This window comes from Serpentinimonas sp. SMBJO2, assembly GCF_056341105.1.
This window is the reverse complement of record NZ_CP150628.1, coordinates 843,374-865,694: the sequence shown is the minus strand read 5'-3', so window position 1 is coordinate 865,694 and position 22,321 is coordinate 843,374. Positions and strand designations below refer to the sequence as shown.

Below are 22,321 nucleotides of genomic sequence, written 5' to 3'. Positions count from 1 at the left end.
CGGCATGGCAAACAAGGGCTTAACCAAAAAAAGTGGCTGTGACCTGGAACAGTTTTTCCACCTCGCGCACTAGGCGCTTGTGCGGGATGAAGATCACCACGTGGTCTTCGGCCTCGATCAAGGTGTCGTGGTGCGGCATCAGCACCTGGGCATTTTGTCCTTCGCCGCGCACGATGGCGCCAAAGCGCGCCCCTTTGGGCAGCGCGACCTCTTCGACCCGGCGCCCGACCAGCTTGGAGGTTTTGACGTCGCCGCGCGCCACCCCCTCCAGCGCCTCGGCGGCGCCACGGCGCAGGCTGTGCACCGCCACCACGTCGCCGCGGCGCACGTGCGTGAGCAGCTCGCCGATCACCGTCTGCGCCGGCGAAATGGCGATGTCGATCGCGCTGCCCTGCATCATGTCGGCGTAGGCGCGGCGGTTGATGAGCGCCATCACGCGCCGCGCCCCCAGGCGCTTGGCCAGCATGGCGGCCATGATGTTGTCTTCGTCGTCGTTGGTCAGCGACAGGAACAAGTCCATGTCGGCCACGTTTTCTTCCTCGAGCAGCGACTCGTCGGTGCAGTCGCCCTGCAGCACCAGCGTGCTCGAGGGCAACTGGCTGGCCAGGTACTCGCAGCGCAGCGGGTTTTGCTCGATCACCTTGACCTGGTACTGGCCGCTCAGGCTGCGTGCCAGCCGCAGCCCGACCCGGCCGCCGCCGGCGATCATCACGCGCAGCACCGGCTTGTCGATGGTGTGAATGGCCGCCAGCACCAGCCGGATCTGGTCGGCCGCCGCCAGCACGAACAGCTCGTCGCCGGGCAGGATGCGGGTTTCGCGCGTGGCCTCCATCTCGGTGTCGAGCCGGTACAGCGCCACCACGCGCATGTCGGCGTGCGGCAGCAGCTCTTTGAACTGGGCGATGGTGCGCCCGACCAAGGTGCCGCCGTGCTCGGCGCGCACCGCGATCAGGGACACCCGCCCTTGAGCAAATTCCAGCACCTGCAGCGCTTCCGGGTACTCGATGAGCTGGTGGATGAAGCGCATCACCGACTCTTCGGGGCAGATCACGCGATCGACCGCAAAACCGGCCTTGCTCATGAGCGCGTCGCCCTCGAGGAACTCGGGCGAGCGCAGGCGCGCGATGGTGGTGGGCACGCTGAAGACGTCGTGCGCGATCTTGCACACCACCAGGTTCGACTCGTCGGCGGCGGCGCAGGCGATCACCATGTCGGCGTCCTTGGCCCCGGCCTCGCGCAGCACCGAGGGCTGGATGCCGTTGCCCACCAGGCCGCGCAAATCGAGCCGATCTTCGAGGGCGCGGATGCGCAGCGGGTCTTGGTCGATGACGGTGATGTCGTTGTGCTCCGACACCAGGCTCTCGGCCACGCTCTCGCCGACCCGGCCGGCGCCAAAAATGATGATGTTCATGAAGCCGCCAAGGCGCGTTGAATCAGGATTTTCTGCACTTCGCTGGTGCCCTCGTAAATTTGGCACACGCGCACGTCGCGGTAGATGCGCTCGACCGGAAAATCGCGCACCACGCCGTAGCCACCCAGGGTCTGGATGGCGGCCGAGCAGACCTGTTCGGCCACTTCGCTGGCAAAGAGCTTGGCCATGGCGGCTTCCTTGAGGCAGGGCAGCCCGGCGTCGCGCAGGCTGGCGGCGTGCCAGACCAGTTGCCGCGCCGCCTCCAACCGGGTGGCGCAGTCGGCGAGCTTGAAGCCCACGCCCTGGTGCTCGATGATGGCGCGGCCGAAGCTGTGCCGCTCGCGGGCGTACCCGATGGCGAAGTCGAGCGCGCTGCGCGCCATGCCCACGCTCTGCGCCGCAATGCCGATGCGCCCGCCTTCGAGCGCACCGAGGGCGATTTTGTAGCCCTCGCCCTCGGCCCCGATGCGCTGCTCGAGCGCGATGCGGCAACCCTCGAAGCGGATTTGGGCCGTGTCGCTGCTGTGCTGACCGATTTTGTCCTCGAGCCGTTCCACCAGATAGCCGGGGGTGGTGGTGGGCACCAGAAAGGCGCTCAGTCCCTTTTTTCCCGCCGCCGGGTCGGTGACGGCGATGACGATCAACAAGTCGCCGTATTTGCCGCTGGTGATGAACTGCTTGACGCCGTCGAGCACGTAGCCGTCGCCGTCGCGCAGCGCGCGCGTGCGCAGCTCGGAGGCATCGGAGCCAGCCTGCGGCTCGGTGAGGGCAAAGCCGCCCAGCAGCTCGCCGCGCGCCAGCGGCACCAGCCAGCGCTGCTGCTGCGCCGCGCTACCGTAGCGCAGCAAGATGGCGTTGACCGGGCAGTTGGTGACGCTGATGGTGGTGCTCACGCCACCGTCACCGGCCGCGATTTCTTCCAGCACCAGCGCCAGCGTCAGGGTGTCGAGCCCGACGCCACCCAGCGCCTCGGGCACGCAGATGCCGTAGCAGCCCAAGGCCGCCAGGCCCTGGTGCGCCGCTTTGGGAAAGATGTGCCCTTGGTCCCACGCAGCGGCGTTGGGCCACAGTTGGTCTTGGGCGAAGGCGCGCACGGCGTCGCGGATTTGCAGTTGGTCGGGGGTGAGCAGCACGGCCAGGCCTTTGTTTGATCAAAGCAATTCCAGCGCCATCGCCGTGGCCTCGCCGCCGCCGATGCACAGCGTGGCCACGCCGCGCCGGGCGTTGCGGGCGCGCATGGCGTGGATGAGCGTGACCAGGATGCGCGCGCCGCTGGCCCCGATCGGGTGCCCGAGGGCGCAGGCGCCGCCGTTGACGTTGACGATCTCGTGCGGCACCTCGAGGTCGTGCATCAGCGCCATCGCCACCACGGCAAAGGCCTCGTTGACTTCCCACAGATCGACCTCAGCCGCCGTCCAGCCCAGCTTGGCCAGCAGCTTCTGGCTCGCGCCCACCGGCGCGGTAGAAAACCACTGCGGCGCTTGGGCGTGGGTGGCGTGGGCGCACACGCGCACCAGCGGCGTGCAGCCGAGCCGCTGCGCCGTGCTGGCGCGCATGAGCAGCAGCGCGGCGGCGCCGTCGTTGATGCTGGAGCTGCTGGCTGCGGTAACGGTGCCGTCTTTTTTGAAGGCCGGCTTGAGTGTGGGGATTTTGTCGAGCCTGATGCGGCCCGGCCCTTCATCCACGCGCACCTCGCGCGCGCCGCTGCGCTCTTGCAGCGTGACCGGGGCGATTTCTTGCGCAAAGCTGCCATCCTGAATGGCGCGCTGGGCGCGCTGCACGCTGGCGGTGGCGTAGGCGTCCTGCTGGGCGCGGGTGAAGCCGTAGTGGGCGGCGCAGTCTTCGCCAAAGGTGCCCATGCTGCGCCCCGGTTCGTAGGCGTCCTCGAGCCCGTCGAGCATCATGTGGTCGTAGAGGCGGTCGTGGCCGAGCCGATAGCCGCCGCGCGCCTTGGCCAGCAGGTAGGGGGCGCTGCTCATGCTCTCCATGCCGCCGGCGAGCAACACCTCGTGGCTGCCGGCCAGCAGCATGTCGTGCGCGAACATGGCCGCGCGCATGCCAGAGCCGCACATTTTGGACAGCGTCACGGCGCCGGCGCTGTCGGGCAAGCCACCCTTGAAAGCGGCCTGGCGCGCCGGCGCCTGGCCTTGTCCGGCCAACAAGCAGTTGCCCATCAGCACCTCGGTGACGAGTTCGGGCGCAATGCCGGCGCGCGCTACTGCGGCGGCGATCGCCACGCCACCCAGGTCGTGCGCCGCCAGCGCGGCAAAGTCGCCCTGCAAACTGCCCATCGGGGTGCGGGCGGCGGAGACGATGACGATCGGATCGGCGGCTGGGTTCATGATCGGGCTCCAGGTGTAGAAAGGGTGGGCTGGGTGCGGAAAAATTCAGGCGGTGGCGGCCTCGCGCTGCAGCGCCTCGCGCTCTTGCTGCGCCACGCGCTCGATGTAGGCGACAAAATCCGGGTCTTCGCCGCGCAGCAGTTGCCCGAGCGCTGCGGCAAAGTCTTCGCGCCGGCACCACTCGCGCATGTAGTCGTCCCAGCTGTTCCAGCGCCGCTGCTCGGTCGGGCTCATCTGATCTTTGTAGGCCACCAGGTAGGCGCGCTCGAACAGGCTGATGAGCATGTCGAAGATCACCAGCATGCGCTCGCGCTGTTCAGGCGTGGGATTGGACAGCGCGCGCGTGCTGCGCAGCTGCAAATCGGCATGGGAGAGCACCACCTGTAAAAACTGGTTGTAGGCGTCGCTTAGGTGCTGGTAGGCTTCTTCGTCCTCGTTTTCGCGCTCTTTGCGCGCTTGCTGCACATAAGTCCAGAGGGCAAAGGGCAAGCCGATCACCGTCACGGCGTTGGCCGCCAACATGAAGGCGTCGTCGATCGTCATGGGGGCCGCAGCGCTGGGCTCTGAGGGGTGTGGGCGCTCGAGCTCAAGAGGCCGCAGCCGGCGCCGCCTGCGTCTCCAGCGCCGCTGCCTGTGCCGCCCGCTCGGCCGCCAGAGCCGCCTGGGCGCGCTGCACCACGAAGCGGCGCTCGCGCTCGTAGGGGAACACGTCGTGCACGTGGCCGGCCAGGATGCGCTCCTTGTGCGCCTGCCAGAATTCGGCCTGCAGCAGATCGGCGTGGTGGCGCATGAAGACCTCGCGCACCAGCGGGTTGCTGAGCAAGAAGGGGCCAAAGGTTTCGGGGAAGACGTCGTTCTTGGCCACGTTGTACCAGACGTCGCCGCTCATCTCGTCGTCGTCGTTGCGCGCTGGTGGCACGCGGCGAAAGTTGCAATCGGTGATGTATTCGATTTCGTCGTAATCGTAAAACACCACCTTGCCGTGGCGTGTGATGCCAAAGTTCTTCCACAGCATGTCACCGGGAAAGATGTTGGCCGCCACCAAGTCTTTGATGGCATTGCCGTATTCGAACACCGCGCGCTCGAGCTGCCGGCGCGCGCCGGCATGGTTGCGGTCGTGGCGCAGCACGTCAAAAGCCTCTTGCAGGTAGATGTTGAGCGGGATCATGCGCCGCTCGATGTAGAGGTGCTTGATCACGACTTCGATGGTGCCGTCGCCGTCGCGGTCGCTGATTTCGATCTGGCTGGGGGCAAACTTCTTGATTTCCTCGATCAACTCGTCCTCGAAGCGGTCGCGCGGAAACCCGACTTCGCTGAACTCGAGCGAATCGGCCATGCGCCCGACCCGGTCATGCTGCTTGACGAGCTGGTATTTGCCCCGGATCTGCTCGCGCGTGGTGTCCTTTTGCGGCGGGTAAAAATCCTTGATGACCTTGAACACAAAGGGAAAGCTCGGCAGGTCAAAGACCAGCATCACCATGCCCTTGATACCGGGCGAAATCCGGAAGCGGTCCGTGCTGTGCCGCATGTGGTACAGAAAATCACGGTAAAACAGCGTCTTGCCCTGCTTGGCCAGCCCCAGCGCGTTGTAGAACTCGGCCCGCGGTTTGCGCGGCATCATGCTGCGCAAAAACTGCACGTAGGCGCTGGGCACCTCCATATCGACCATGAAATAAGCACGCGCAAAGCTGAACACCATCAGCAGATCGTCTTCGCCGTGCAACAGGGTATCGATCACCAGCTGACCCTGTTCGTTGTGCAGGATCGGCAACGCAAAGGGCAGCTCCTGAAAACCGTTGATCAGTTTGCCGACCGCATAGGCGCCCTTGTTGCGATAGAACAGGCTGTGTAGCACCTGGATCTGGAAATTGGCGCGCAGTTTGTCGTGCTCGAACAAGGGCAGCAGCGCCTCATGGACCGACTGCGTGTCGCGCTCGAAATGTTCAAACGGCGCGCGCAGGCCAAAATCGCGCACCATGCGGCGCAATTCCTCGAGCAAATTGTCGCGCTGCGGGTAGTAGCTGCGGTAGCTGGTGTGGGTCTGCGGGTCTTGCGGCTCCAGGTATTCGGTGCTCACCGCCGGGCGCACGAAAATGAAGTCGTTCTGGAAATAGCAGCGATCCAGAATCTTGGTGCTCACCGAATTGAAAAAGGTCTCGGCCAGCTCGGGTTGGCGGTGGTCCACCAGCATGCCGACGTAAAACAGCTTGATCTGCTGCCAAACCTCCATCGGCAGCTGCGCGGCGTGGTATTCGCGCTCCAGCCTGGTCACGCATTCCTTGACGCGCAGATCATAAAACTCGATGCGCTCGCGCTGGGCGCGCTGCTGACCGTGCCAGTCCTGAGTCTCGAAGCGGTGCTTGGCGCGCGCCGACTCGGCCCTGAACAGGCGGTAATGGCGGTCAAAGCCGTCGATCATGGCGCGCGCGATGTCGTGCGCCAGCGTGGAGTCGAGCCGTTGCGGCAGGGTGGTGACCATTGGCGATCTGGGTGGATTGGACGGGGCAACCGGAGCAAACCCTGTGGCTGCTCCCAAACCCCAGCACACTAGCACAAAAAACCGCCGCGGCTGCGCTTTCAGCGGGTCTCGTGGTACAGCTCGCGTCCGATCAGCATGCGCCGGATCTCGCTGGTGCCGGCGCCGATCTCGTACAGCTTGGCGTCGCGCCACAGGCGGCCCAGCGGGTAGTCGTTGATGTAGCCGTTGCCACCAAAGAGCTGGATGCCGTCGCCGGCCATTTTGGTGGCCTGCTCGGCGCACCACAAAATCACCGAGGCGCAGTCTTTGCGCACCTGGCGCACGTGCGCGGCGCCGAGCCGATCCAGGTTCTTGCCGATCTGGTAACAAAAGGCACGGCCGGCCTGCAGCACGGTGTACATGTCGGCCACCTTGCCCTGCACCAGCTGGAACTCGCCGATGCTCTGACCAAACTGCTTGCGCTCGTGGATGTAGGGCACCACGTTGTCGAGCACCGCCTGCATGATGCCGATGGGGCCGGCGGCCAACACCGCGCGCTCGTAGTCCAGCCCGCTCATCAGCACCTTGGCGCCCTGGTTCAGGCCACCCAAAATGTTGGCCGCCGGCACCTCGACGTTGTTGAACACCAGTTCGCCGGTGTGGCTGCCGCGCATGCCCAGCTTGTCGAGCTTTTGCGCCACAGTAAACCCCTTCATGCCCTTCTCGACGATGAAGGCGGTGATGGCGCGCGCGCCCCCGCCGGCCGCCCGGCCGCCCGAAGGCGGGCGAGCCCCCTCGGGGGGAGGCGCAGCCTGGGAGTCGTCGGGTTCGGGCGCGGTCTTGGCATAGACCACCAGCGTGTCGGCGTCGGGGCCGTTGGTGATCCACATCTTGCTGCCGTTGAGCAGGTAGCAGCCACCGCGCTCTTCGGCCCGCAGCTTCATGCCGATCACGTCGGAGCCGGCGCCGGCCTCGCTCATGGCCAGCGCGCCCACGTGCTCGCCGCTGATGAGCTTGGGCAGGTACTTGGCGCGCTGCGCCGCGCTGCCGTTGCGCTTGATCTGGTTCACGCACAGGTTGGAGTGCGCGCCGTAGCTCAGGCCCACGCTGGCGCTGGCGCGCGAGATTTCCTCCATCGCGATCATGTGCGCCAGGTAGCCCATGTTGGCGCCGCCGTATTCCTCGTCCACGGTGATGCCCAGCACGCCCAGCTCGCCCAGCTTGCGCCACAGGTCCATGGGGAACTGGTCGCTGCGGTCGATCTCGGCCGCGCGTGGGGCGATTTCGGCCTGGGCGAAATCGCGCACCGCGTCGCGCAGGGCATCGATGTCGTCGCCCAGCATGAAATCGAGGCCGGGCAGGTTGGGCAGTGCGTTCATGGTCGGTGTCTCCGGTTTTTTGAGGCCAGTTACGTTTACGTAAACGTCAATTATGACGGTAAAAACCTACGCCGACACCACACCCACGCCCGCCACCACAGCGGCATGAGCCAAGGCCTGGTCCTGGGTGGCCAGCGGCAGGCGGCGGCGCAAAGCCAGATCCAGGTACACGGCGTCGTAACTGCTCAGGTCGTAGCGCAAGGCCAAGTCGAGCAATTGGGCCGGATGGGGTTTTGCGCTGTCGATATCAATCGGCAAAGTGGCCAACAGGGCAAGCATCTCCTGCGCCTGGGACGCAATCAGGCGCTGGCGCTTGCAGGCCGTGCGCAACACGTTGGTGTATTCCAGAGGCAGCAAGGCGGGCGCAATGGCTCGCTCATCCAGCAGGCGCTGGGCCACGGCTTGGGCGTAAGGGCTGGATTGGCTCTCGATCAGCCATCCGCACACCACCGAGTTATCGATGACGAATGACATCAGTCCAGCCCTTGACGCGCCAGCGCCTTGATCTCGCCCTCGAGGACGACGCCCTGGCGCAGGCTGCCCAGGCGAACGAAGGCCTCTTGCACTTGCAGGCGCTGCGCCTCGGGTGCGTCGGTTCCACTGCTGGGCACCCGCACCAGCCTGGCCGCCGGCTTGCCGCGGCGGGTAACGGCGACGGTTTCACCCCCTTCTACCCGGTCGATGAGTGCGGATAGCTGGTTTTTGGCTTGCGCAAGCGAAACATGGATCATGGCTAGGCTCTTTCAAGAATGGCCAGTTCATCATGCAGCAGGGCAGGCACCGTGTCAAGCAACTGCGGCACTGTGCTCGAGGCCGTGCTCGGCAGGGCCGCTTGCCCAGCCCAAACCCGCAGGGGTCAAGCTCAGCCCCCCAGCTTGGCCAGCAGGGTCTTGGCTTCTTTTTCGTGCACTTTCACCTCTTCCAGATTGGCTTGCAGGTCGGCCAGCTGCTCTTCGAGCTGGCGCCGGTGCAGCGCCAGCACGGCCAGAAACTTGCGCAACTGCGGCCCGCTGTCGCGCGGGGTGTCGTACATGTCGATGATTTCTTTGGCTTGCGACAGGCTCAGGCCGAGGCGCTTGGCGCGCAGCACGAGCTTGAGCCGGGTGCGGTCGCGCGCGCTGTAGACGCGGTTGCGCCCGAGCGCGCCGCTGCGCTGCGGCTGCAGCAGCCCCATGTCTTCGTAGAAACGAATGGCGCGCGTGGTCAGGTCGAACTCGCGCGCCAAATCGCTGATGCTGTAGCTGGTTTTAACCATGTTGTGCGCCGTCAACACCCTTGTTTCTCAATGGGCTCATAATGCCGTAAGCGAAAATCTGATCACTGCCATTTGCCATGGAAGCGCTGCATCCCTTTGCCCCCTACGCCCCGGGTCCGCGTCATTCCGGCCCGGGATTTTTGGCCACCGCCATCAATGCCTCGCCTGTGGTGGCAATCACCTGGGTGGGAGCCGAAGGCTGTCCGGTCGCGTACGTGAGTGAAAACGTGAGCCAGTGGGGCTACCGCGCCACCGACTGGATGCGCCAGCACCTGCTCTACCTCGATCTGGTGCACCCACACGACTTGGACGCGCTCAACGCCGAGGTCGAAGCCAAGCGCCTGCAAGGCATCGAGAACTATGTGCAGCATTATCGCCTGCGCACCGCCGACGGGCGCTGGGTCTGGATCGAAGACCGCACCTGGATAGAGTACGACGCAGCCGGCACCATCACCTGGGCGCACGGGGTGCTGCTTGACATCAGCGCACGCAAACACCACGAGCAAATGGCCGAGCTGGAGCGCCAGACGCTGGAGCGGCTGCTGGGCCACACCGAGTTGCAGCCTTTGCTCGAGTTCATGGTGCATGGCTACCAAAGCCTGCTGCCCGAGCGCCTTTTTAGCGTGCTGCTGCTCGAACCCAAAAGCAACACCTTGCTCGACTGCGCCGGCCCCGATCTGCCGCCCCCCTACCGAGCCGCCATCAACGGCAGCCCCATAGGCCCGGCCGCGGGCTCGTGTGGTACGGCGGCGCACAGCGGCCAAACCGTGGTCGTGTCCGACATCGCCACCGACCCGCTGTGGGCCGATTACAAACACTTGGCCCTGGCGCACGGCTTGGCAGCCTGCTGGTCGGTGCCCATCAAGGGGGCACAGGGCAGGGTACTGGGCACTTTTGCCGTTTATGCGCGCCAAGTCGCCCCGCCCAACCCAGGCGAATTGGCGTTGCTCGAGCGCGGTGCCTACTTGGCCGGACTGGCGATCGAGCGCCACCAGTCGCTCGACACCTTGATCAAATTGCAGCAGGCGGTCGAGCAGAGCCCGTCTTCGATCGTGATCGCCAACTTAAATGCCGAAATCGAGTACGCCAACGCCGCATTTTTCCGCGCCACCGGCTACAGCCCAGAGGAAGTGCTGGGCAAAAACCCACGTTTCTTGCAGTCTGGCCAAACCCCGCCCTCGGTTTACCGGGAAATGTGGGAAGCGCTCACTGCTGGTCGCCCTTGGAACGGGGAGCTGATCAACCGGCGCAAAGACGGCAGCAGCTACACCGAAATGGCGCGCTTGGCCCCGATCGTGCAGCCCAACGGCCGCATCACGCACTACCTGGGCATCAAAGAAGACATCACCCAAAGCAAGCTGGTCGAGCAGCAAATCGAGCGCATGGCGTACTTTGATGCGCTCACCGGCCTAGCCAACCGGCTGCTGCTGCAGGATCGCTACCACCAGGCGGCGGTGGTGGCGCGGCGCCAAGACCAGCCCTTGGCGCTGATGTACATCGACATCGACAACTTCAAGCACATCAACGACATCTTGGGGCACCACGTGGGCGACCAGCTGCTGGTGCAGATGGCGCAGCGCCTGAGCACCCTGTTGCGCGCTGGCGACACGCTCTCGCGCCAGGGTGGCGACGAATTCGTGCTGATGCTGCCCGGCTGCGATGCGGCGTCGGCCCGCCTCGTGGCTGAGAAACTGACCGAACAAACGCGCCACAGCTTCACCCTCGGCGAGCACGAGGTGACGGCGACGCTCTCGATCGGGATTGCGCTCTTCATGCGCGACGGTGAAACGCTGGACGAACTGGCCCGTAGCGCCGACCTGGCGATGTACCAGGCCAAACAAGAGGGGCGCAGCACCTTCCGCTTTTACGCGCCCGAATTGCGTACCCAAAGCAGCCGCACGCTGCGCCTGCAAACCGATTTGCGGCTGGCGCTGGAGCGTGGGCAACTGGCGCTGGTCTATCAGCCCCAGGTGCGGCTCGGCGATGGCGCCTTGCTGGGCGTTGAGGCCCTGCTGCGCTGGCAGCACAGCGAGCTGGGCCCGATCTCGCCGGCCGAGTTCATTCCGCTGGCCGAAACCTCAGGCCTGATCCTGCCGATCGGTGAGTGGGTGCTGCACCAGGCGCTGCAGCAGTTGCAGCGCTGGGACGCCGCTGGGTTGGATGGGTTGACGATGGCCGTCAACTTGTCGGCGGTGCAGTTTCGCGACTCCAGGCTGGCCGATGGGATTGGGAAGCTGTTGCGCGTAAGCGGTTTGGCGGCGCACCGACTGGAGATTGAGCTCACCGAAAGCTGCGCCATGATCAACCCGCAAGGCACCATCGCCACCATGGAGAGCTTGCGGCGGCTGCAAGTGCCGATTGCCATCGACGACTTTGGCACCGACTACTCGTCGCTGAGCTACCTCAAGCGCTTCAAGGTGGCCAAACTCAAGATCGACCAAAGTTTTGTGCGCGATCTGCACGCCGACCCGGACGACCGCGCCATCGTGCGCGCCGTGATCGGGCTGGCCGACCACCTGGGTATGCGCACCGTGGCCGAAGGGGTGGAAACGGCCGAGCAACTGGCTTGGCTGCGCGAGCACGGCTGCGACCAAGCACAAGGCTATTTCTTCACCCGCCCGCTGCCTGCCGATGCCTTGCAGGCATGGGCGCAGCAGCGCAACTTGCTTGGGCCAGGCCCAGCGGGTGCAGTAGGCTAGCGGCAGCTCGAACAACCCTGTGTCGGGTCTCAATCGGGCCCGATGCGCACCCGCGCCAGCGCGCGCCGGCGCTCGAGCTGGTCGGGCAGCACGCCCTGCACCAGACGCCAAAAGGCCGGGCTGTGGTTCATCTCGCGCAGGTGCGCCAGTTCGTGCACCACCACGTAGTCGATCAACTGCGCCTCGAGCTGGATCAGGCGCCAGTGCAGGCGCAGGCTGCCGTCGGCCTTGGCGCTGCCCCAGCGCGTGCCGGCGTTGCTGAGCTTGAGGCTGCGCCAGCGCACCCCCAGCTGCGGGGCAAAGTGCTGCAGGCGTTGCACGTACAGGCCGTAGGCGCTGTGTTGCAGCCAGGTGTGCACGGCGCTGCGCACCCGTTCGGGCGCGCTGCCGGGGGCCAGCGCCAGCTGCAGGCCGGCGCTGCTCAGGCGCGCACTCCCCGGGGCCAAGCCCGCTGCCGGCTCCAGCAACAAGGGCCAGGGCTGGCCCAGGTAGGCCACGCTCGCCCCGGCGCGCCAGCGCGCCGCCAGTTGCGCCGCCTGCTGCTCGGGTGTGGGCGTGGCCGCTGCGGCCGAGTGCGCCTGCACCTGCTGCAGCTTGTCGAGTATCCAGCGCGCCTTGCTGAGCAAAAAACGCTCCACCTCGGCCTGCGCCAAGCGGCTGGGGGCGCGTACGGTCAGCCCTTGGGGCCCGATGCGCAAGCCCAGCGTCTTGCGTGCCGCGCGCTCGAAGTGGTAGCCCACGCGCTGCCCGTTGAGCAGGCATTCGCGGTTGGTTTGTGGGTGGCGCAACGGTGGCGCGTCCAACAAATCCAGTTGCGTGCTCACAGCGACAACGGGGGGCAAAAAAGGCGGGGGCTGTTTCAGGGCTGGCTGGCGTAGGCTTCGGGGTCGAGGCGGCGCATCTCGGCCTCGATCCAGTCTTGCACCTCGCGCATCAGCTCCTCGGGGTCACGCCCCACGCTGGGGATGGGCGGGCCGATGGACAGCTCGACCACCCCGGGGCGCTTGATGAAGGCCTTGGCCGGCCAGCAGCGGCCGGAATTGACGGCGATCGGGATCACCGGCACCCCGGCCTGCACCGCCAGCCGCGCGCCACCGCTCTTGTACTGGCCCACCTCGCCGCGGGCGATGCGCGTGCCTTCGGGGAACATGATGACCCAAGTGCCCTTGGCGAGCAGGCGCCGGCCTTGCTGCACCACCTTGGCAAAAGCCTGGTTGCGTTGCGCGCGGTCGATGTGGATCATGTCCATGCGCCCCATCGCCCAGCCGAAAAAGGGGATGCGCAGCAGCTCTTTTTTGAACACAAAGGCCAGCGGACGCGGCATCAGCGCCGGCAGGCTGAAGGTCTCCCAGACCGACTGGTGCTTGACCAGCAGCACCGCGGCGTCCTGCTCCCCAGTGGGCAGGTGCTCCCAGCAGGTGACGCGGTTTTTGATGCCCAAAATCCAGCCTCCGGCCCAGACCGAAGTCGCCAGCCAGGCCACGCACAGGCGGTAGGTTCGGGCGCCGCTGACCCAAGGTGCGGCCAGCACCACCACCAGCGCCCACGGCACCACCGTAACGGCCATGAACAACAAATGCAGCAGCGAACGCAGGGCGTAAATGGCGGTCATGAATGGCCTGTTTTATCGGGGACTATGGCCTTTGCCCGCGCCACGATGGCGTCGGCAAAAGCGCTTAAATCGGGGTGCACGTTCACGCCGGCGGGCAAACCGGGCGGCGGCGTGCCGTCGCGGTGCGCCACAGACTGGCCGCTGAGCACCAGGTGCGCCTCGCAGCCGGCGGCCAGCGCCGCTTGGGCGTCGCGCACCGAATCGCCGACTGCCACCATCTGCGCCGCCGGGACGCCAAAGCGCTGGCTGATCTGCAGAAAGAGCCCCGGCGCCGGTTTGCGGCAGTCGCATTCGTCTTCGGGCGCGTGCGGGCAGAAAAACACCGCCTCCACGCGACCCCCGGCCTGCGCCAGCGCCTTGTGCATGCGGGTGTGGATGTCGTTGAGGGTGGCGATGTCGAACAACCCACGGCCCAGGCCCGATTGGTTGGTCGCCACCACCACGCGCCAGCCGGCCTGGTTGAGCCGCGCCACCGCCTCGAGCGCCCCCGGCAAGGGTTGCCAGTCGTCGGGGCTGCGCAGGTAGTCTTCGGGGTCGGGGTTGAGGGTGCCGTCGCGGTCGATCACGATCAGCTTGAGGTCGCGGGAGTGGGGCATGGTTTGGTGCGCTCGAGGCTCAAGCCAGCCGCGCCAGCTCGGCCACGCGGTTCATGGCCCGGTGCAGGGTGTGCAGCAGCGCCAGCCGGTTGGCGCGCACCGCCGGGTCGTCGGCGTTGACCAGCACCGTCGCGAAAAACGCATCCACCGACCCATGCAGCGCCGCTAGGCCCAGCAGGTGGGCGCGGTAGTCGCCAGCCTCGAACTGGGCCTGGGTCTGCGGCAGCGTGGCTTGCAGCGCGGCGTACAGGGCCTGTTCGGCCGGCTCGGCCAGCAGCTGCGGCTGCACCGGGGCCGCGCCAGCGTCGGCCGTTGCGGGCCCGGCGGCGGCCGATTTTTTCAGGATGTTGCCGATGCGCTTGTTGGCCGCTGCCAGCGCCGCCGCTTGCGGCAAGGCGGCAAAGGCACGCACCGCCTCGAGCCGGCGCGGCACCTCGGCCAGGCGCGTCGGGCGCAGCGCCAGCACCGCGTCCACCTCGTGGCTGCCAAAGCCCTGTTCGCGCAAGCTGCCGGCCAGGCGCTCAAACACGAACTCGGTCAGCGCGGCGCTGGGGTCGGCGATTTGATCGCCAAACACCGGTCGCGCCAGCGCCAGCAGCTCGTCCCAGTCCAGCGGCAAGTCGCGCTCGATCCACATGCGCAGCACGCCCAGGGCGTGGCGGCGCAAGGCGTAGGGGTCCTTGTCGCCGCTGGGCAGGCTGCCGATGCCAAACAGGCCCACCAGGGTTTCGAGCTTGTCGGCCAGCGCCACGCACAACCCGACCAGGCTGCGCGGCAGCGCATCGCCGGCAAAGCGCGGTTTGTAGTGGTCTTCGATGGCCTGGGCCACCGCCGGCTCGAGCCCGTCGTGCAAGGCGTAGGTGCGCCCCATGATGCCTTGCAGCTCGGGGAACTCGCCCACCATGTCGGTGAGCAAATCGGCCTTGGCCAGCAGGGCCGCCTGCTCGACCTGGCGCAGCAGCGCCGCATCGCCCAGCCGCTGCGCGATGGCGCAAGCGATGGCGCGCACGCGCTCCACGCGCTCGCCCTGGCTGCCGAGCCGGTTGTGATAGACCACCTTGGCCAGCCCGAGCAGGCGCGATTCGAGCGAGCGCTTGCGGTCCTGGTCGTAGAAGAAGCGCGCGTCGGCCAGGCGCGGGCGCACCACGCGCTCGTTGCCGGCGATCACCGCGCTCGGGTCGGCCGGGTTGATGTTGCTGACCACCAGGAACTGGTGGCTCAGGCGCCCCTGCGCGTCGAGCAGCGGGAAATACTTCTGGTTGGCCTTCATGGTCAGGATCAGGCACTCTTGCGGCACCTCGAGGAACTGGCGCTCGAAGGCGCACACCAGCACTGTGGGCCGCTCGACCAGCGCCGTGACCTCTTGCACCAACGCGTCGGCCAGCAGGCGCTGCTCGATGTCCTCGGCACTCAGGCCATCGCAGCCCTGCTCCACCTCGAGCCGCGCGCCCACAGCGGCCGCCGCCTGGCGCAGCTGGCGCACCAGCTCGAGGCTGCGCTCGGCGTAGCTGGCGATCACTGCGCCTTGGGTGCGCAGCGTGGCGGCGTAGCTGTCGGCATCGGGCAGCGGCAGCGGGTCCACGGCGGCCTCGAAGCGGTGACCGCGCGTGCTGCGGCCGGCGCGCAGGCCCAGCGCCTGCACCGCCACCACCTCGGGGCCGTGCAACGCCACCAAGCCATGCGCCGGGCGCACGAACTGCACGCTGCTCCAGCCGGGCACAAAGTTGGCGCCGTCGCTGTGGCCTTGGCTTTCGGGCTGGTAGCTCATCACCTTGGGGATGGGCAGCCGGGCCAGGGCATCGTCGAGCGCCTTTTGCAGCCCCACGGCCAGGCTCACACCGGGCTGCACGCCATCCAGGTACAAGGCCTCGGCCTTGCCATCGGGGGCGCGGCGCAGGCTGGGCACGGCCGTGGCGTCGGCCCCCAGCGCCGCCAGGCGCTTGAGCAGCGCCGGCGTGGGCGCGCCGCTGGCATCGAGCCCCACGCTCACCGGCATGAGCTTGTGCGACACCGGCCGATCCGGCGCACGCGCGGCCACGCCGCTGAGGTGCGCGGCCAAGCGCCGCGGCGAGGCATAGGGGGTGAGCTGCGCATCGGCCGCGGCCAAGCCTTGGGCTTGCAGCTGCTCGGCCAGCACGCCGGCAAAGGCTTCGCCCAGTTTTTTCAGCGCCTTGGGGGGCAGCTCTTCGACCAACAGTTCGACCAGGAGGTTGTGCTTGTGCATAGATCTTGCGCCCATCAGGCCGCTTGGGGTTCCATCTGCGCCACCCAGGGGCGCGGCGCCATGGGAAAGCCCAAGCGCTGCCGGCTCTCGAAATAGCTCTGGGCCACGCTGCGCGCCAGGTTGCGGATGCGCCCGATGTAGGCGGCGCGCTCGGTCACGCTGATGGCGCCGCGCGCGTCGAGCAGGTTGAAGCTGTGCGCGCACTTGAGCACCTGCTCGTAGGCCGGCAGCGCGAGTTGGCTGCGGATCAGGTGCTGCGCCTGGCGCTCGTGGGCGGCAAAGGCGGCAAACAGAAAATCGGCGTCGGCGTGCTCGAAGTTGTAGGCGCTTTGCTCCTGCTCGTTCTGCAGATAGACGTCGCCGTAGCTCAGGCCCGGCGTCCAGACCAGGTCATAGACGTTTTCCACCCCCTGCAGGTACATCGCCAGGCGCTCGAGGCCGTAGGTGATCTCGCCGGTGATCGGCCGGCAGTCGATGCCGCCCACTTGCTGGAAGTAGGTGAACTGCGTCACCTCCATGCCGTTGAGCCAGACCTCCCAGCCCAGGCCCCAGGCGCCCAGCGTCGGGTTTTCCCAGTCGTCCTCGACAAAGCGCACGTCGTTTTGCTTCAGGTCAAAACCCAGCGCCTGCAGCGAGCCCAGGTACAGCTCGAGGATGTGGGCCGGGGCGGGCTTGAGCACCACCTGATACTGGTAGTAGTGCTGCAAGCGGTTCGGGTTCTGGCCGTAGCGCCCGTCCTTGGGGCGCCGGCTCGGCTGCACGTAGGCCGCTTTCCAGGGCTCGGGCCCGAGGGCGCGCAAAAAAGTGGCGGTGTGGCTGGTGCCAGCGCCCACTTCCATGTCGTAGGGTTGCAGCAGCGCACAGCCCTGGGCCGCCCAGTAGCTTTGCAGTTGGAGGATGATTTGTTGGAACGTCATGGTGGCGGCCTAAGGTGCCCAGGCGGCGCCTGGCAACAGCGCGCGCAAGGGCCGATTTTAGTGCCCAAGGGGGAGCGCCCGAGCGCCCGCCAAGGCTCAGGTGCGGCGCCAGCACAGCGCCAGCAGCGCCAGCGCCGCCAACGCCACCGGCCACAAGTCCCAGCGCGCGGCCCAGCGCGCGAAGGGGGTCAGGCCGCTGCGGCCCTCGACCGTGACCTCCAGCACACCGCGCGTCAGGCGCGGCAGCTCGGCCAGCACCCGGCCCATGTGGTCGATGCCCACGGTGGAGCCGGTGTTGGTGGCGCGCACCATCGGGCGTTGCAGCTCCAGGGCGCGCAGGCGGGCGATGTGGCGGTGCTGATCGATCGCCACGGTGTTGCCAAACCAGGCGATGTTGCTCACGTTGACCAGCACCGTCGGTGCCTGCCCGGGCTGGCGAAAAGCCGCCGCCAGCTCTTCGCCAAACAGGTCTTCGTAGCAGATGTTGGGCCCGATGCGCTGACCCGCCCACACCAAAGGCGCCTGCCCCAGGGGGCCAGGGCGGTAGGCGCCCAGCGGAATCTGCATCATGTCGATGAACCACTGAAAGAACGGCGGCACGAACTCGCCAAAGGGCACCAGGTGGTATTTGTCGTAGCGGTAGGGTTGCAGCGACGGCGTCCAGCCCAGCACCGAATTGGTGTAACCCTCGAGCCAGTTGCCCACCGGGATGCCGATCAGCACCGCCGACTGGCTGCGCTCGATGCGGCCCAGGAAGTCCTCCCACCAGAGCGGGTCGATCTCTTGCGGCAGCAGCGGGATGGCGGTTTCGGGCAGCACCACCAGGCCGGGCGTGCCGGCGGCGTCGAGCCGGTCGAGCGCCAGCGCGGTCTGCTCTTTGTACCAGCGCAGCGCAAAGGGGATGCCGACCTTGGGCTCAAATTTCTTGTCCTGCGACACATTGCCTTGCAGCAGTTGCACCGGCAGGGTGCCGGTGCTTGCGGTCAGGGTGGGCACACGCTGCGCCAGCCAACTGCCCAGGTGCGGCCACAGCAGCAGCGGCAGCCACAGGGCCAGCAGGGGCAACAGCGGCGACGCCATATGACCATGGCTCAGGCCGCGCCCCGCAGGCACCGCGACCGTCTGCTGCCATGGCACCGCCGGGGCGCTGCGTTGCACCAGCGCCGCCACCGTGCCCGCCGCCAGCGCCGCCGCCAGCGCGCCCATGCCATAGACCCCCACCCAAGGCGCCAGGACGGCCAGCGAATCGACGTGGGCGTAACCGATCGCGCCCCAGGGAAACCCAGTCAACAAGGTGCCGCGCGCCACCTCGGCCAGCGTCCACAGGGCCGCAAAAACCGCGGCCTGCACCAGCGGCGCCGCCGCGCGCCAGCGCCAGAACAGCGCCCCGGCGGCAGCGTAGTACAAGGCCAGAAAGGCCGCCAGCAAGCACACCGCCGCCACCGCCAACGGCACCGCCATGCCGCCGTAGGTGTTCATGGACACGAACAGCCACCAGAAGCTGCCGCACAGCCACGCCAGCGCAAACAGCCCGGTGCGCCAGGCCGCCCGGCGCCAGCTGGGCGCGCGCACGATGGCCAGCACCAGCACGCACAGCGCCAGCCATTGCAGCAGCGGCGTCGGCTCGCCGGCGTGCAGACCCCAGCCGGCCAGCGCCAGCGTCTGAAATGGCCAGGCCAAGGCCAGCGCCTGCACCCCACCCGCCAGCAGCAGGGCCACCGACCAGGCGCCACGCATCAGGTCGCTCCCTCGAGGCGCGTGACCTTGAACCAGACCACTGCACCGCCGCGCGTGTGCTGGGAGCGAAACAGCAGACCGCCCAAGGCGTGGCTTTCGCCGCGCTTGGGCACATGGCCGAGCTCGTGCGCCACCAGCCCGCCAATGGTCTCAAAGCCATCCAGCGGCAGCTGGACGTCAAAGCGCTCGTTGAGGCGCTCGATCGGGGTGTCGCCATTGATGCGCCAAGAGCCGTCGGCCAGCGTGAAGATGTCGCCTTCGTCCTCTTCGACGTCGAACTCGTCCTCGATCTCGCCCACGATCTCTTCGAGCACGTCTTCGATGGTGATCAGTCCGGCGACGCGGCCGAACTCGTCGATGACGATCGCCAGGTGGTTGCGGTTGCCGCGAAATTCGCGCAGCAGATCGTTGAGCCCCTTGCTTTCGGGCACGAAGGTGGCCGGGCGCAGCAGGGCACGCAGGTTGAGCTCCGGAGCGCGCTGCAGCTTGAGCAAATCCTTGGCCATGAGGATGCCGATGATCTGGTCGCGCTCGCCCTCATAGACCGGAAAGCGCGAGTGGGCGGTGGAGATCACGGTGTTGAGCAACTCGTTGAAAGGCGCATGAATGTCGAGCACGTCCATGCGCGGGGCTGCTACCATCACGTCGCCGGCCGTCATGTCGGCGATGCGGATCACGCCTTCGAGCATGGCACGCGACTCGGCGTTGATGATGGCGTTGTCCTCGGCCTCGGCCAAGGTCTCGATCAGCTCATCCTTGGAGTCTGGACCGGGGTTGAGAAATTCCACCAGCCGCTTGAAAAAACCGCGCTGGTCCACGTGCCGCAGCCGACGCCGCGGCGAACTACTGGGAGAGGGTTCGGACACAAGGGTGCCTGGTAGTTGATCAACCCCTAGGATACAACAGCACGCTGACACCCTGTTGCGGGCGCGACACCATCCAAGGGCTTGCCCTGATTCGGCGGTAGGTTCCAGCGCACACAATGCAACTCCAATCTGCGCTCTGCCCGCTTTCACACCTGCCGCCTGACCCATGGAAAAAATCTGGCTCCAGAGCTACCCACCCGGCGTGCCGCACGCCATCGACGCGTCGCAGTACCGCTGTCTCAACGAGCTGTTCGAGGACTCGTTTCGCCAGCACGCCCAGCGGCCGGTCACGGTCTGCATGGAGCGCTGGATGAGCTACGCCCAGCTCGACCAGATGAGTCAGGCCCTGGGGGCCTACCTGCAGTCGCTTGGTCTGTCCGAGCACGCGCGCGTGGCCATCATGCTGCCCAACCTGCCGCAGTTCCCCATCACCATGGCCGGGGTGTTGCGCGCCGGCTACACCTGCGTCAACGTCAATCCGCTCTACACCGCGCGCGAGCTCGAGCACCAACTGCGGGATTCCGGGGCCGAAGCGATCGTGATTCTGGAAAACTTCGCCCATGTGCTCGAGGAAGTGATCGATCGCACCCCGGTCAGGCACGTGGTCGTGGCCAGCATGGGCGAGTTGTTGGGCTGGTGGTACGGGCGCTGGCTCACCTTTGCCGTGCGCCATCTGGCCAAAATGGTGCCACGCTACCGCCTGCCGCTGCAGGGGCGCACCATCGTGCCCTTCAAGCAGGCGCTGAAAAGCGGCCGCAGCCTGCGCCTGCAGCGGCCCACGCTCGGCCACGACGCGATCGCTTTTTTGCAATACACCGGCGGCACCACCGGGCTGTCCAAGGGCGCCATCCTGACGCACGGCAACGTGATCGCCGCCACCTTGCAGGCCGAGGCCTGGTTCACCCCGGCCCTGACCCAGCTCGGCGACGTCAGCCGCGCCAACCACATCATGGCGCTGCCGCTGTACCACATCTTTGCCCTCACCCTGATGCTGCTGGTGCTGCGCCACGGCTCGCACGCCACCCTGATCCCCAACCCGCGCGACATCGGCAAGTTCATCGAGGTGCTCAAGAGCCGCCCGTTCCACTTCCTGCCCGCCGTCAACACGCTGTTCAACGGCCTGCTCAACCACCCGCGCTTCAAGCAGGTCGATTGCTCGCACCTGGTGCTGTCGCAGGCCGGGGGCATGGCGGCCCTGGAAGCCACGGCGCGCCAGTGGAAAGCGGTCACCAAAAGCCCCATGATCGAAGGCTGGGGCATGAGCGAAACCTGCGCCATCGGCACCAACAACCCGGTCACCAGCACCGAATTCACCGGCAGCATCGGGCTGCCGCTGCCCAGCATCGACATCGCCATCAAGGACGACGAAGGCCGCGATCTGGCACCGGGCAGCCCGGGCGAGATCTGCATCCGCGGCCCCAACGTGACGCCGGGCTACTACCTCAAGCCCGAGGAAAACGCCAAGTCCTTCACCGCCGACGGCTACCTGCGCACCGGTGACGTGGGCATCATGGATGCGCGCGGCTTCATCCGCATCGTCGATCGCAAGAAAGACATGGTGATCGTATCGGGCTTCAACGTCTATCCGGCCGAGCTCGACCAGGTGATCGCCCTGTGCCCGGGGGTGCTCGAATGCGCCTGCGTGGGCGTGCCCGACGAGCGCACCGGCGAGGCCATCAAGGCCTATGTGGTGCGCAGCGACCCGACCCTGACCGAAGAGGCGCTGCTGCGCTTTTGCCACGAGCAGCTCACCGGCTACAAGCGCCCCAAATACATCGAGTTCCGCGACGAACTGCCCAAGAGCAACGTGGGCAAGATCCTGCGCCGCGAACTGCGCCAGAAATGAACCCCAGCGCCGCCGTGTCCACGGCCCCGACTCCCGCCCTGCCCCCGGGCGTGCGCGTGTTCGAGCGCGGCTGGCTCTCGTCCAACAACGTGCTGATCGACGGCCCCGAGGGCGCCACCTTGGTCGATAGCGGCTACGCCAGCCACGCCGCGCAGACCGTGGCGCTGGTCGAGCAGGCGCTGCAAGGCCGCCCGCTGCGCCACCTGCTCAACACCCACCTGCACAGCGACCACTGCGGCGGCAACGCCGCCCTGCAGGCGCGCTTTGCCACGGTGCAGACGTGGATCCCGCCCGGCCAGGCCGAGGCCGCCCGCACCTGGGACGAAGCGGCCCTGAGCTTTCGCGCCACCGGCCAGCGCTGCCCGCGCTTTGCCTTTGATGCCCTGCTGCAACCCGGCCACGCGCTGACGCTGGGCGCGAGCGCGTGGCAGATCCACGCCGCCCCAGGACACGACCCGCACGCGGTGCTGCTGTTCGAGCCGCAGCAGCGGCTGCTGATCAGCGGCGACGCGCTGTGGCCCAACGGCTTTGGCGTGGTGTTCCCGGAGCTCGACGGCGAGCCCGGCTTTGCCGACGTGGCGGCCACGCTCGATGCCATCGAGGCCTTGCAGCCGCTGCTGGTGATTCCCGGCCACGGGGCCTTGATTGCCGGTGCGCCCGCCGTGGCGTTGGCGCTGGAGCGCGCGCGCAGCCGGCTGGTGCAGTTTGCCACCCAACCCGAGCGGCACCGAGAGTACGCGCTCAAGGTGTTGCTCAAGTTCAGGCTGCTCGAGTGGCAGAGCGCCGCGCTGGCCGATTTTTTGGCCTGGGCCGAAGGCACACCCTATCTGCAGCAGCTGCACCGGCGCCACGGCGCGGGGCAGGGCTTGCGCCCTTGGGTGCAGCAGCGCATCGACGAACTGGTGCGCAGCCAGGCAGCAAGGCTGGAACCCGGCCCCGACGGCCCACGGCTGCTCGACGCCTGAAAACGCCCGCCAGC

Annotated in this window: 19 protein-coding genes; 3 read left to right on the top strand and 16 right to left on the bottom strand. The window is 67.1% G+C overall.

All coding sequences use genetic code 11. The features are described from left to right. Positions 1-19 precede the first annotated feature (19 nt). From trkA to AAAZ40_RS03830, 9 genes are all read right to left on the bottom strand, one after another. Positions 20-1,411 (bottom strand): Trk system potassium transporter TrkA, encoded by a 1,392-nt coding sequence (gene trkA, locus AAAZ40_RS03870; protein WP_476661260.1) that lies wholly within the window; start codon positions 1,409-1,411, stop codon positions 20-22. Next, the gene (locus AAAZ40_RS03865; protein WP_476661259.1) at positions 1,408-2,544 is read right to left on the bottom strand and encodes an acyl-CoA dehydrogenase family protein; all 1,137 of its coding nucleotides are present in this window, start codon (positions 2,542-2,544) and stop codon (positions 1,408-1,410) included. Before AAAZ40_RS03865 ends, trkA begins: the two co-directional genes overlap by 4 nt. An 18-nt stretch (positions 2,545-2,562) precedes the next feature. Then, positions 2,563-3,753 carry an acetyl-CoA C-acyltransferase gene (locus AAAZ40_RS03860; protein WP_476661258.1) on the bottom strand — a complete coding sequence of 397 codons (1,191 nt, stop codon included), beginning with the start codon at positions 3,751-3,753 and terminating at the stop codon, positions 2,563-2,565. Positions 3,754-3,798: 45 nt separating this feature from the next. Next, positions 3,799-4,296 (bottom strand): hypothetical protein, encoded by a 498-nt coding sequence (locus tag AAAZ40_RS03855; protein WP_476661257.1) that lies wholly within the window; start codon positions 4,294-4,296, stop codon positions 3,799-3,801. A gap of 43 nt (positions 4,297-4,339) precedes the next feature. Next, positions 4,340-6,232: a bifunctional isocitrate dehydrogenase kinase/phosphatase gene (gene aceK / locus AAAZ40_RS03850; protein ID WP_476661256.1), complete on the bottom strand. Its 1,893-nt coding sequence runs from the start codon at positions 6,230-6,232 to the stop codon at positions 4,340-4,342. A 98-nt stretch (positions 6,233-6,330) separates the two neighbouring features. Further along, entirely contained in the window at positions 6,331-7,590 is a 1,260-nt protein-coding gene (locus AAAZ40_RS03845) for an isovaleryl-CoA dehydrogenase (RefSeq protein WP_476661255.1), read from the bottom strand. Between the two features lie 66 nt (positions 7,591-7,656). Further along, positions 7,657-8,064, bottom strand: a complete 408-nt coding sequence (locus AAAZ40_RS03840) for a type II toxin-antitoxin system VapC family toxin (RefSeq protein ID WP_476661254.1) — start codon at positions 8,062-8,064, stop codon at positions 7,657-7,659. Further along, on the bottom strand, positions 8,064-8,321 hold the full coding sequence (locus AAAZ40_RS03835; RefSeq protein WP_476661253.1) for a type II toxin-antitoxin system Phd/YefM family antitoxin: 258 nt from the start codon (positions 8,319-8,321) through the stop codon (positions 8,064-8,066). Before AAAZ40_RS03835 ends, AAAZ40_RS03840 begins: the two co-directional genes overlap by 1 nt. A gap of 131 nt (positions 8,322-8,452) precedes the next feature. Continuing rightward, a complete protein-coding gene (locus tag AAAZ40_RS03830; RefSeq protein WP_476661252.1) occupies positions 8,453-8,845 on the bottom strand; it encodes a MerR family transcriptional regulator in 393 nt (130 codons plus the stop codon). 77 nt (positions 8,846-8,922) lie between these two features. Between AAAZ40_RS03830 and AAAZ40_RS03825 the strand changes: the two genes are divergently transcribed. After that, a complete protein-coding gene (locus AAAZ40_RS03825; protein ID WP_476661251.1) occupies positions 8,923-11,544 on the top strand; it encodes a putative bifunctional diguanylate cyclase/phosphodiesterase in 2,622 nt (873 codons plus the stop codon). A gap of 29 nt (positions 11,545-11,573) precedes the next feature. Here the strand turns inward: AAAZ40_RS03825 and AAAZ40_RS03820 are convergent, their stop codons facing one another. The 7 genes from AAAZ40_RS03820 to AAAZ40_RS03790 all read right to left on the bottom strand — a co-directional run bounded on the left by AAAZ40_RS03820 (position 11,574) and on the right by AAAZ40_RS03790 (position 19,496). Then, positions 11,574-12,386, bottom strand: coding sequence for a M48 family metallopeptidase (locus AAAZ40_RS03820; RefSeq protein ID WP_476661250.1), 813 nt, complete (start codon positions 12,384-12,386; stop codon positions 11,574-11,576). A gap of 17 nt (positions 12,387-12,403) precedes the next feature. After that, positions 12,404-13,156, bottom strand: a complete 753-nt coding sequence (locus AAAZ40_RS03815) for a lysophospholipid acyltransferase family protein (RefSeq protein ID WP_476661249.1) — start codon at positions 13,154-13,156, stop codon at positions 12,404-12,406. Continuing rightward, on the bottom strand, positions 13,153-13,752 hold the full coding sequence (gene gmhB / locus AAAZ40_RS03810; RefSeq protein WP_476661248.1) for a D-glycero-beta-D-manno-heptose 1,7-bisphosphate 7-phosphatase: 600 nt from the start codon (positions 13,750-13,752) through the stop codon (positions 13,153-13,155). The genes AAAZ40_RS03815 and gmhB overlap by 4 nt, the downstream gene beginning before the upstream one ends. Before the next feature lie 19 nt (positions 13,753-13,771). Continuing rightward, entirely contained in the window at positions 13,772-15,976 is a 2,205-nt protein-coding gene (gene glyS, locus AAAZ40_RS03805; protein ID WP_476661247.1) for a glycine--tRNA ligase subunit beta, read from the bottom strand. A 14-nt stretch (positions 15,977-15,990) separates the two neighbouring features. Continuing rightward, on the bottom strand, positions 15,991-16,893 hold the full coding sequence (gene glyQ / locus AAAZ40_RS03800; protein WP_476661246.1) for a glycine--tRNA ligase subunit alpha: 903 nt from the start codon (positions 16,891-16,893) through the stop codon (positions 15,991-15,993). Between the two features lie 96 nt (positions 16,894-16,989). After that, complete coding sequence (lnt, locus tag AAAZ40_RS03795; protein WP_476661245.1) at positions 16,990-18,630, bottom strand: apolipoprotein N-acyltransferase; 1,641 nt, start codon at positions 18,628-18,630, stop codon at positions 16,990-16,992. Next, positions 18,630-19,496 carry an HlyC/CorC family transporter gene (locus tag AAAZ40_RS03790; RefSeq protein ID WP_476661244.1) on the bottom strand — a complete coding sequence of 289 codons (867 nt, stop codon included), beginning with the start codon at positions 19,494-19,496 and terminating at the stop codon, positions 18,630-18,632. The genes lnt and AAAZ40_RS03790 overlap by 1 nt, the downstream gene beginning before the upstream one ends. Positions 19,497-19,662: 166 nt before the next feature. On the opposite strand from AAAZ40_RS03790, the gene AAAZ40_RS03785 reads away from it, so the two are divergent. Together AAAZ40_RS03785 and AAAZ40_RS03780 are read left to right on the top strand one after the other, a co-directional pair. Further along, a complete protein-coding gene (locus tag AAAZ40_RS03785; protein WP_476661243.1) occupies positions 19,663-21,342 on the top strand; it encodes an AMP-binding protein in 1,680 nt (559 codons plus the stop codon). Further along, a complete protein-coding gene (locus AAAZ40_RS03780) occupies positions 21,339-22,307 on the top strand; it encodes an MBL fold metallo-hydrolase (protein WP_476661242.1) in 969 nt (322 codons plus the stop codon). Before AAAZ40_RS03785 ends, AAAZ40_RS03780 begins: the two co-directional genes overlap by 4 nt. Positions 22,308-22,321 lie beyond the last annotated feature (14 nt).

Excerpts from the sequence above, each read along its gene's own strand:
- glyQ (WP_476661246.1), bottom strand. The coding sequence starts at position 16,893 with ATGACGTTCCAACAAATCATCCTCCAACTGCAAAGCTACTGGGCGGCC.
- AAAZ40_RS03815 (WP_476661249.1), bottom strand. The coding sequence starts at position 13,156 with ATGACCGCCATTTACGCCCTGCGTTCGCTGCTGCATTTGTTGTTCATG.
- AAAZ40_RS03825 (WP_476661251.1), top strand. The coding sequence starts at position 8,923 with ATGGAAGCGCTGCATCCCTTTGCCCCCTACGCCCCGGGTCCGCGTCAT.
- AAAZ40_RS03855 (WP_476661257.1), bottom strand. The coding sequence starts at position 4,296 with ATGACGATCGACGACGCCTTCATGTTGGCGGCCAACGCCGTGACGGTG.
- gmhB (WP_476661248.1), bottom strand. The coding sequence starts at position 13,752 with ATGCCCCACTCCCGCGACCTCAAGCTGATCGTGATCGACCGCGACGGC.
- aceK (WP_476661256.1), bottom strand. The coding sequence starts at position 6,232 with ATGGTCACCACCCTGCCGCAACGGCTCGACTCCACGCTGGCGCACGAC.
- AAAZ40_RS03785 (WP_476661243.1), top strand. The coding sequence starts at position 19,663 with ATGGAAAAAATCTGGCTCCAGAGCTACCCACCCGGCGTGCCGCACGCC.
- glyS (WP_476661247.1), bottom strand. The coding sequence starts at position 15,976 with ATGCACAAGCACAACCTCCTGGTCGAACTGTTGGTCGAAGAGCTGCCC.
- trkA (WP_476661260.1), bottom strand. The coding sequence starts at position 1,411 with ATGAACATCATCATTTTTGGCGCCGGCCGGGTCGGCGAGAGCGTGGCC.
- AAAZ40_RS03830 (WP_476661252.1), bottom strand. The coding sequence starts at position 8,845 with ATGGTTAAAACCAGCTACAGCATCAGCGATTTGGCGCGCGAGTTCGAC.
- AAAZ40_RS03840 (WP_476661254.1), bottom strand. The coding sequence starts at position 8,064 with ATGTCATTCGTCATCGATAACTCGGTGGTGTGCGGATGGCTGATCGAG.
- AAAZ40_RS03835 (WP_476661253.1), bottom strand. The coding sequence starts at position 8,321 with ATGATCCATGTTTCGCTTGCGCAAGCCAAAAACCAGCTATCCGCACTC.
- AAAZ40_RS03845 (WP_476661255.1), bottom strand. The coding sequence starts at position 7,590 with ATGAACGCACTGCCCAACCTGCCCGGCCTCGATTTCATGCTGGGCGAC.
- AAAZ40_RS03860 (WP_476661258.1), bottom strand. The coding sequence starts at position 3,753 with ATGAACCCAGCCGCCGATCCGATCGTCATCGTCTCCGCCGCCCGCACC.
- AAAZ40_RS03780 (WP_476661242.1), top strand. The coding sequence starts at position 21,339 with ATGAACCCCAGCGCCGCCGTGTCCACGGCCCCGACTCCCGCCCTGCCC.
- lnt (WP_476661245.1), bottom strand. The coding sequence starts at position 18,630 with ATGCGTGGCGCCTGGTCGGTGGCCCTGCTGCTGGCGGGTGGGGTGCAG.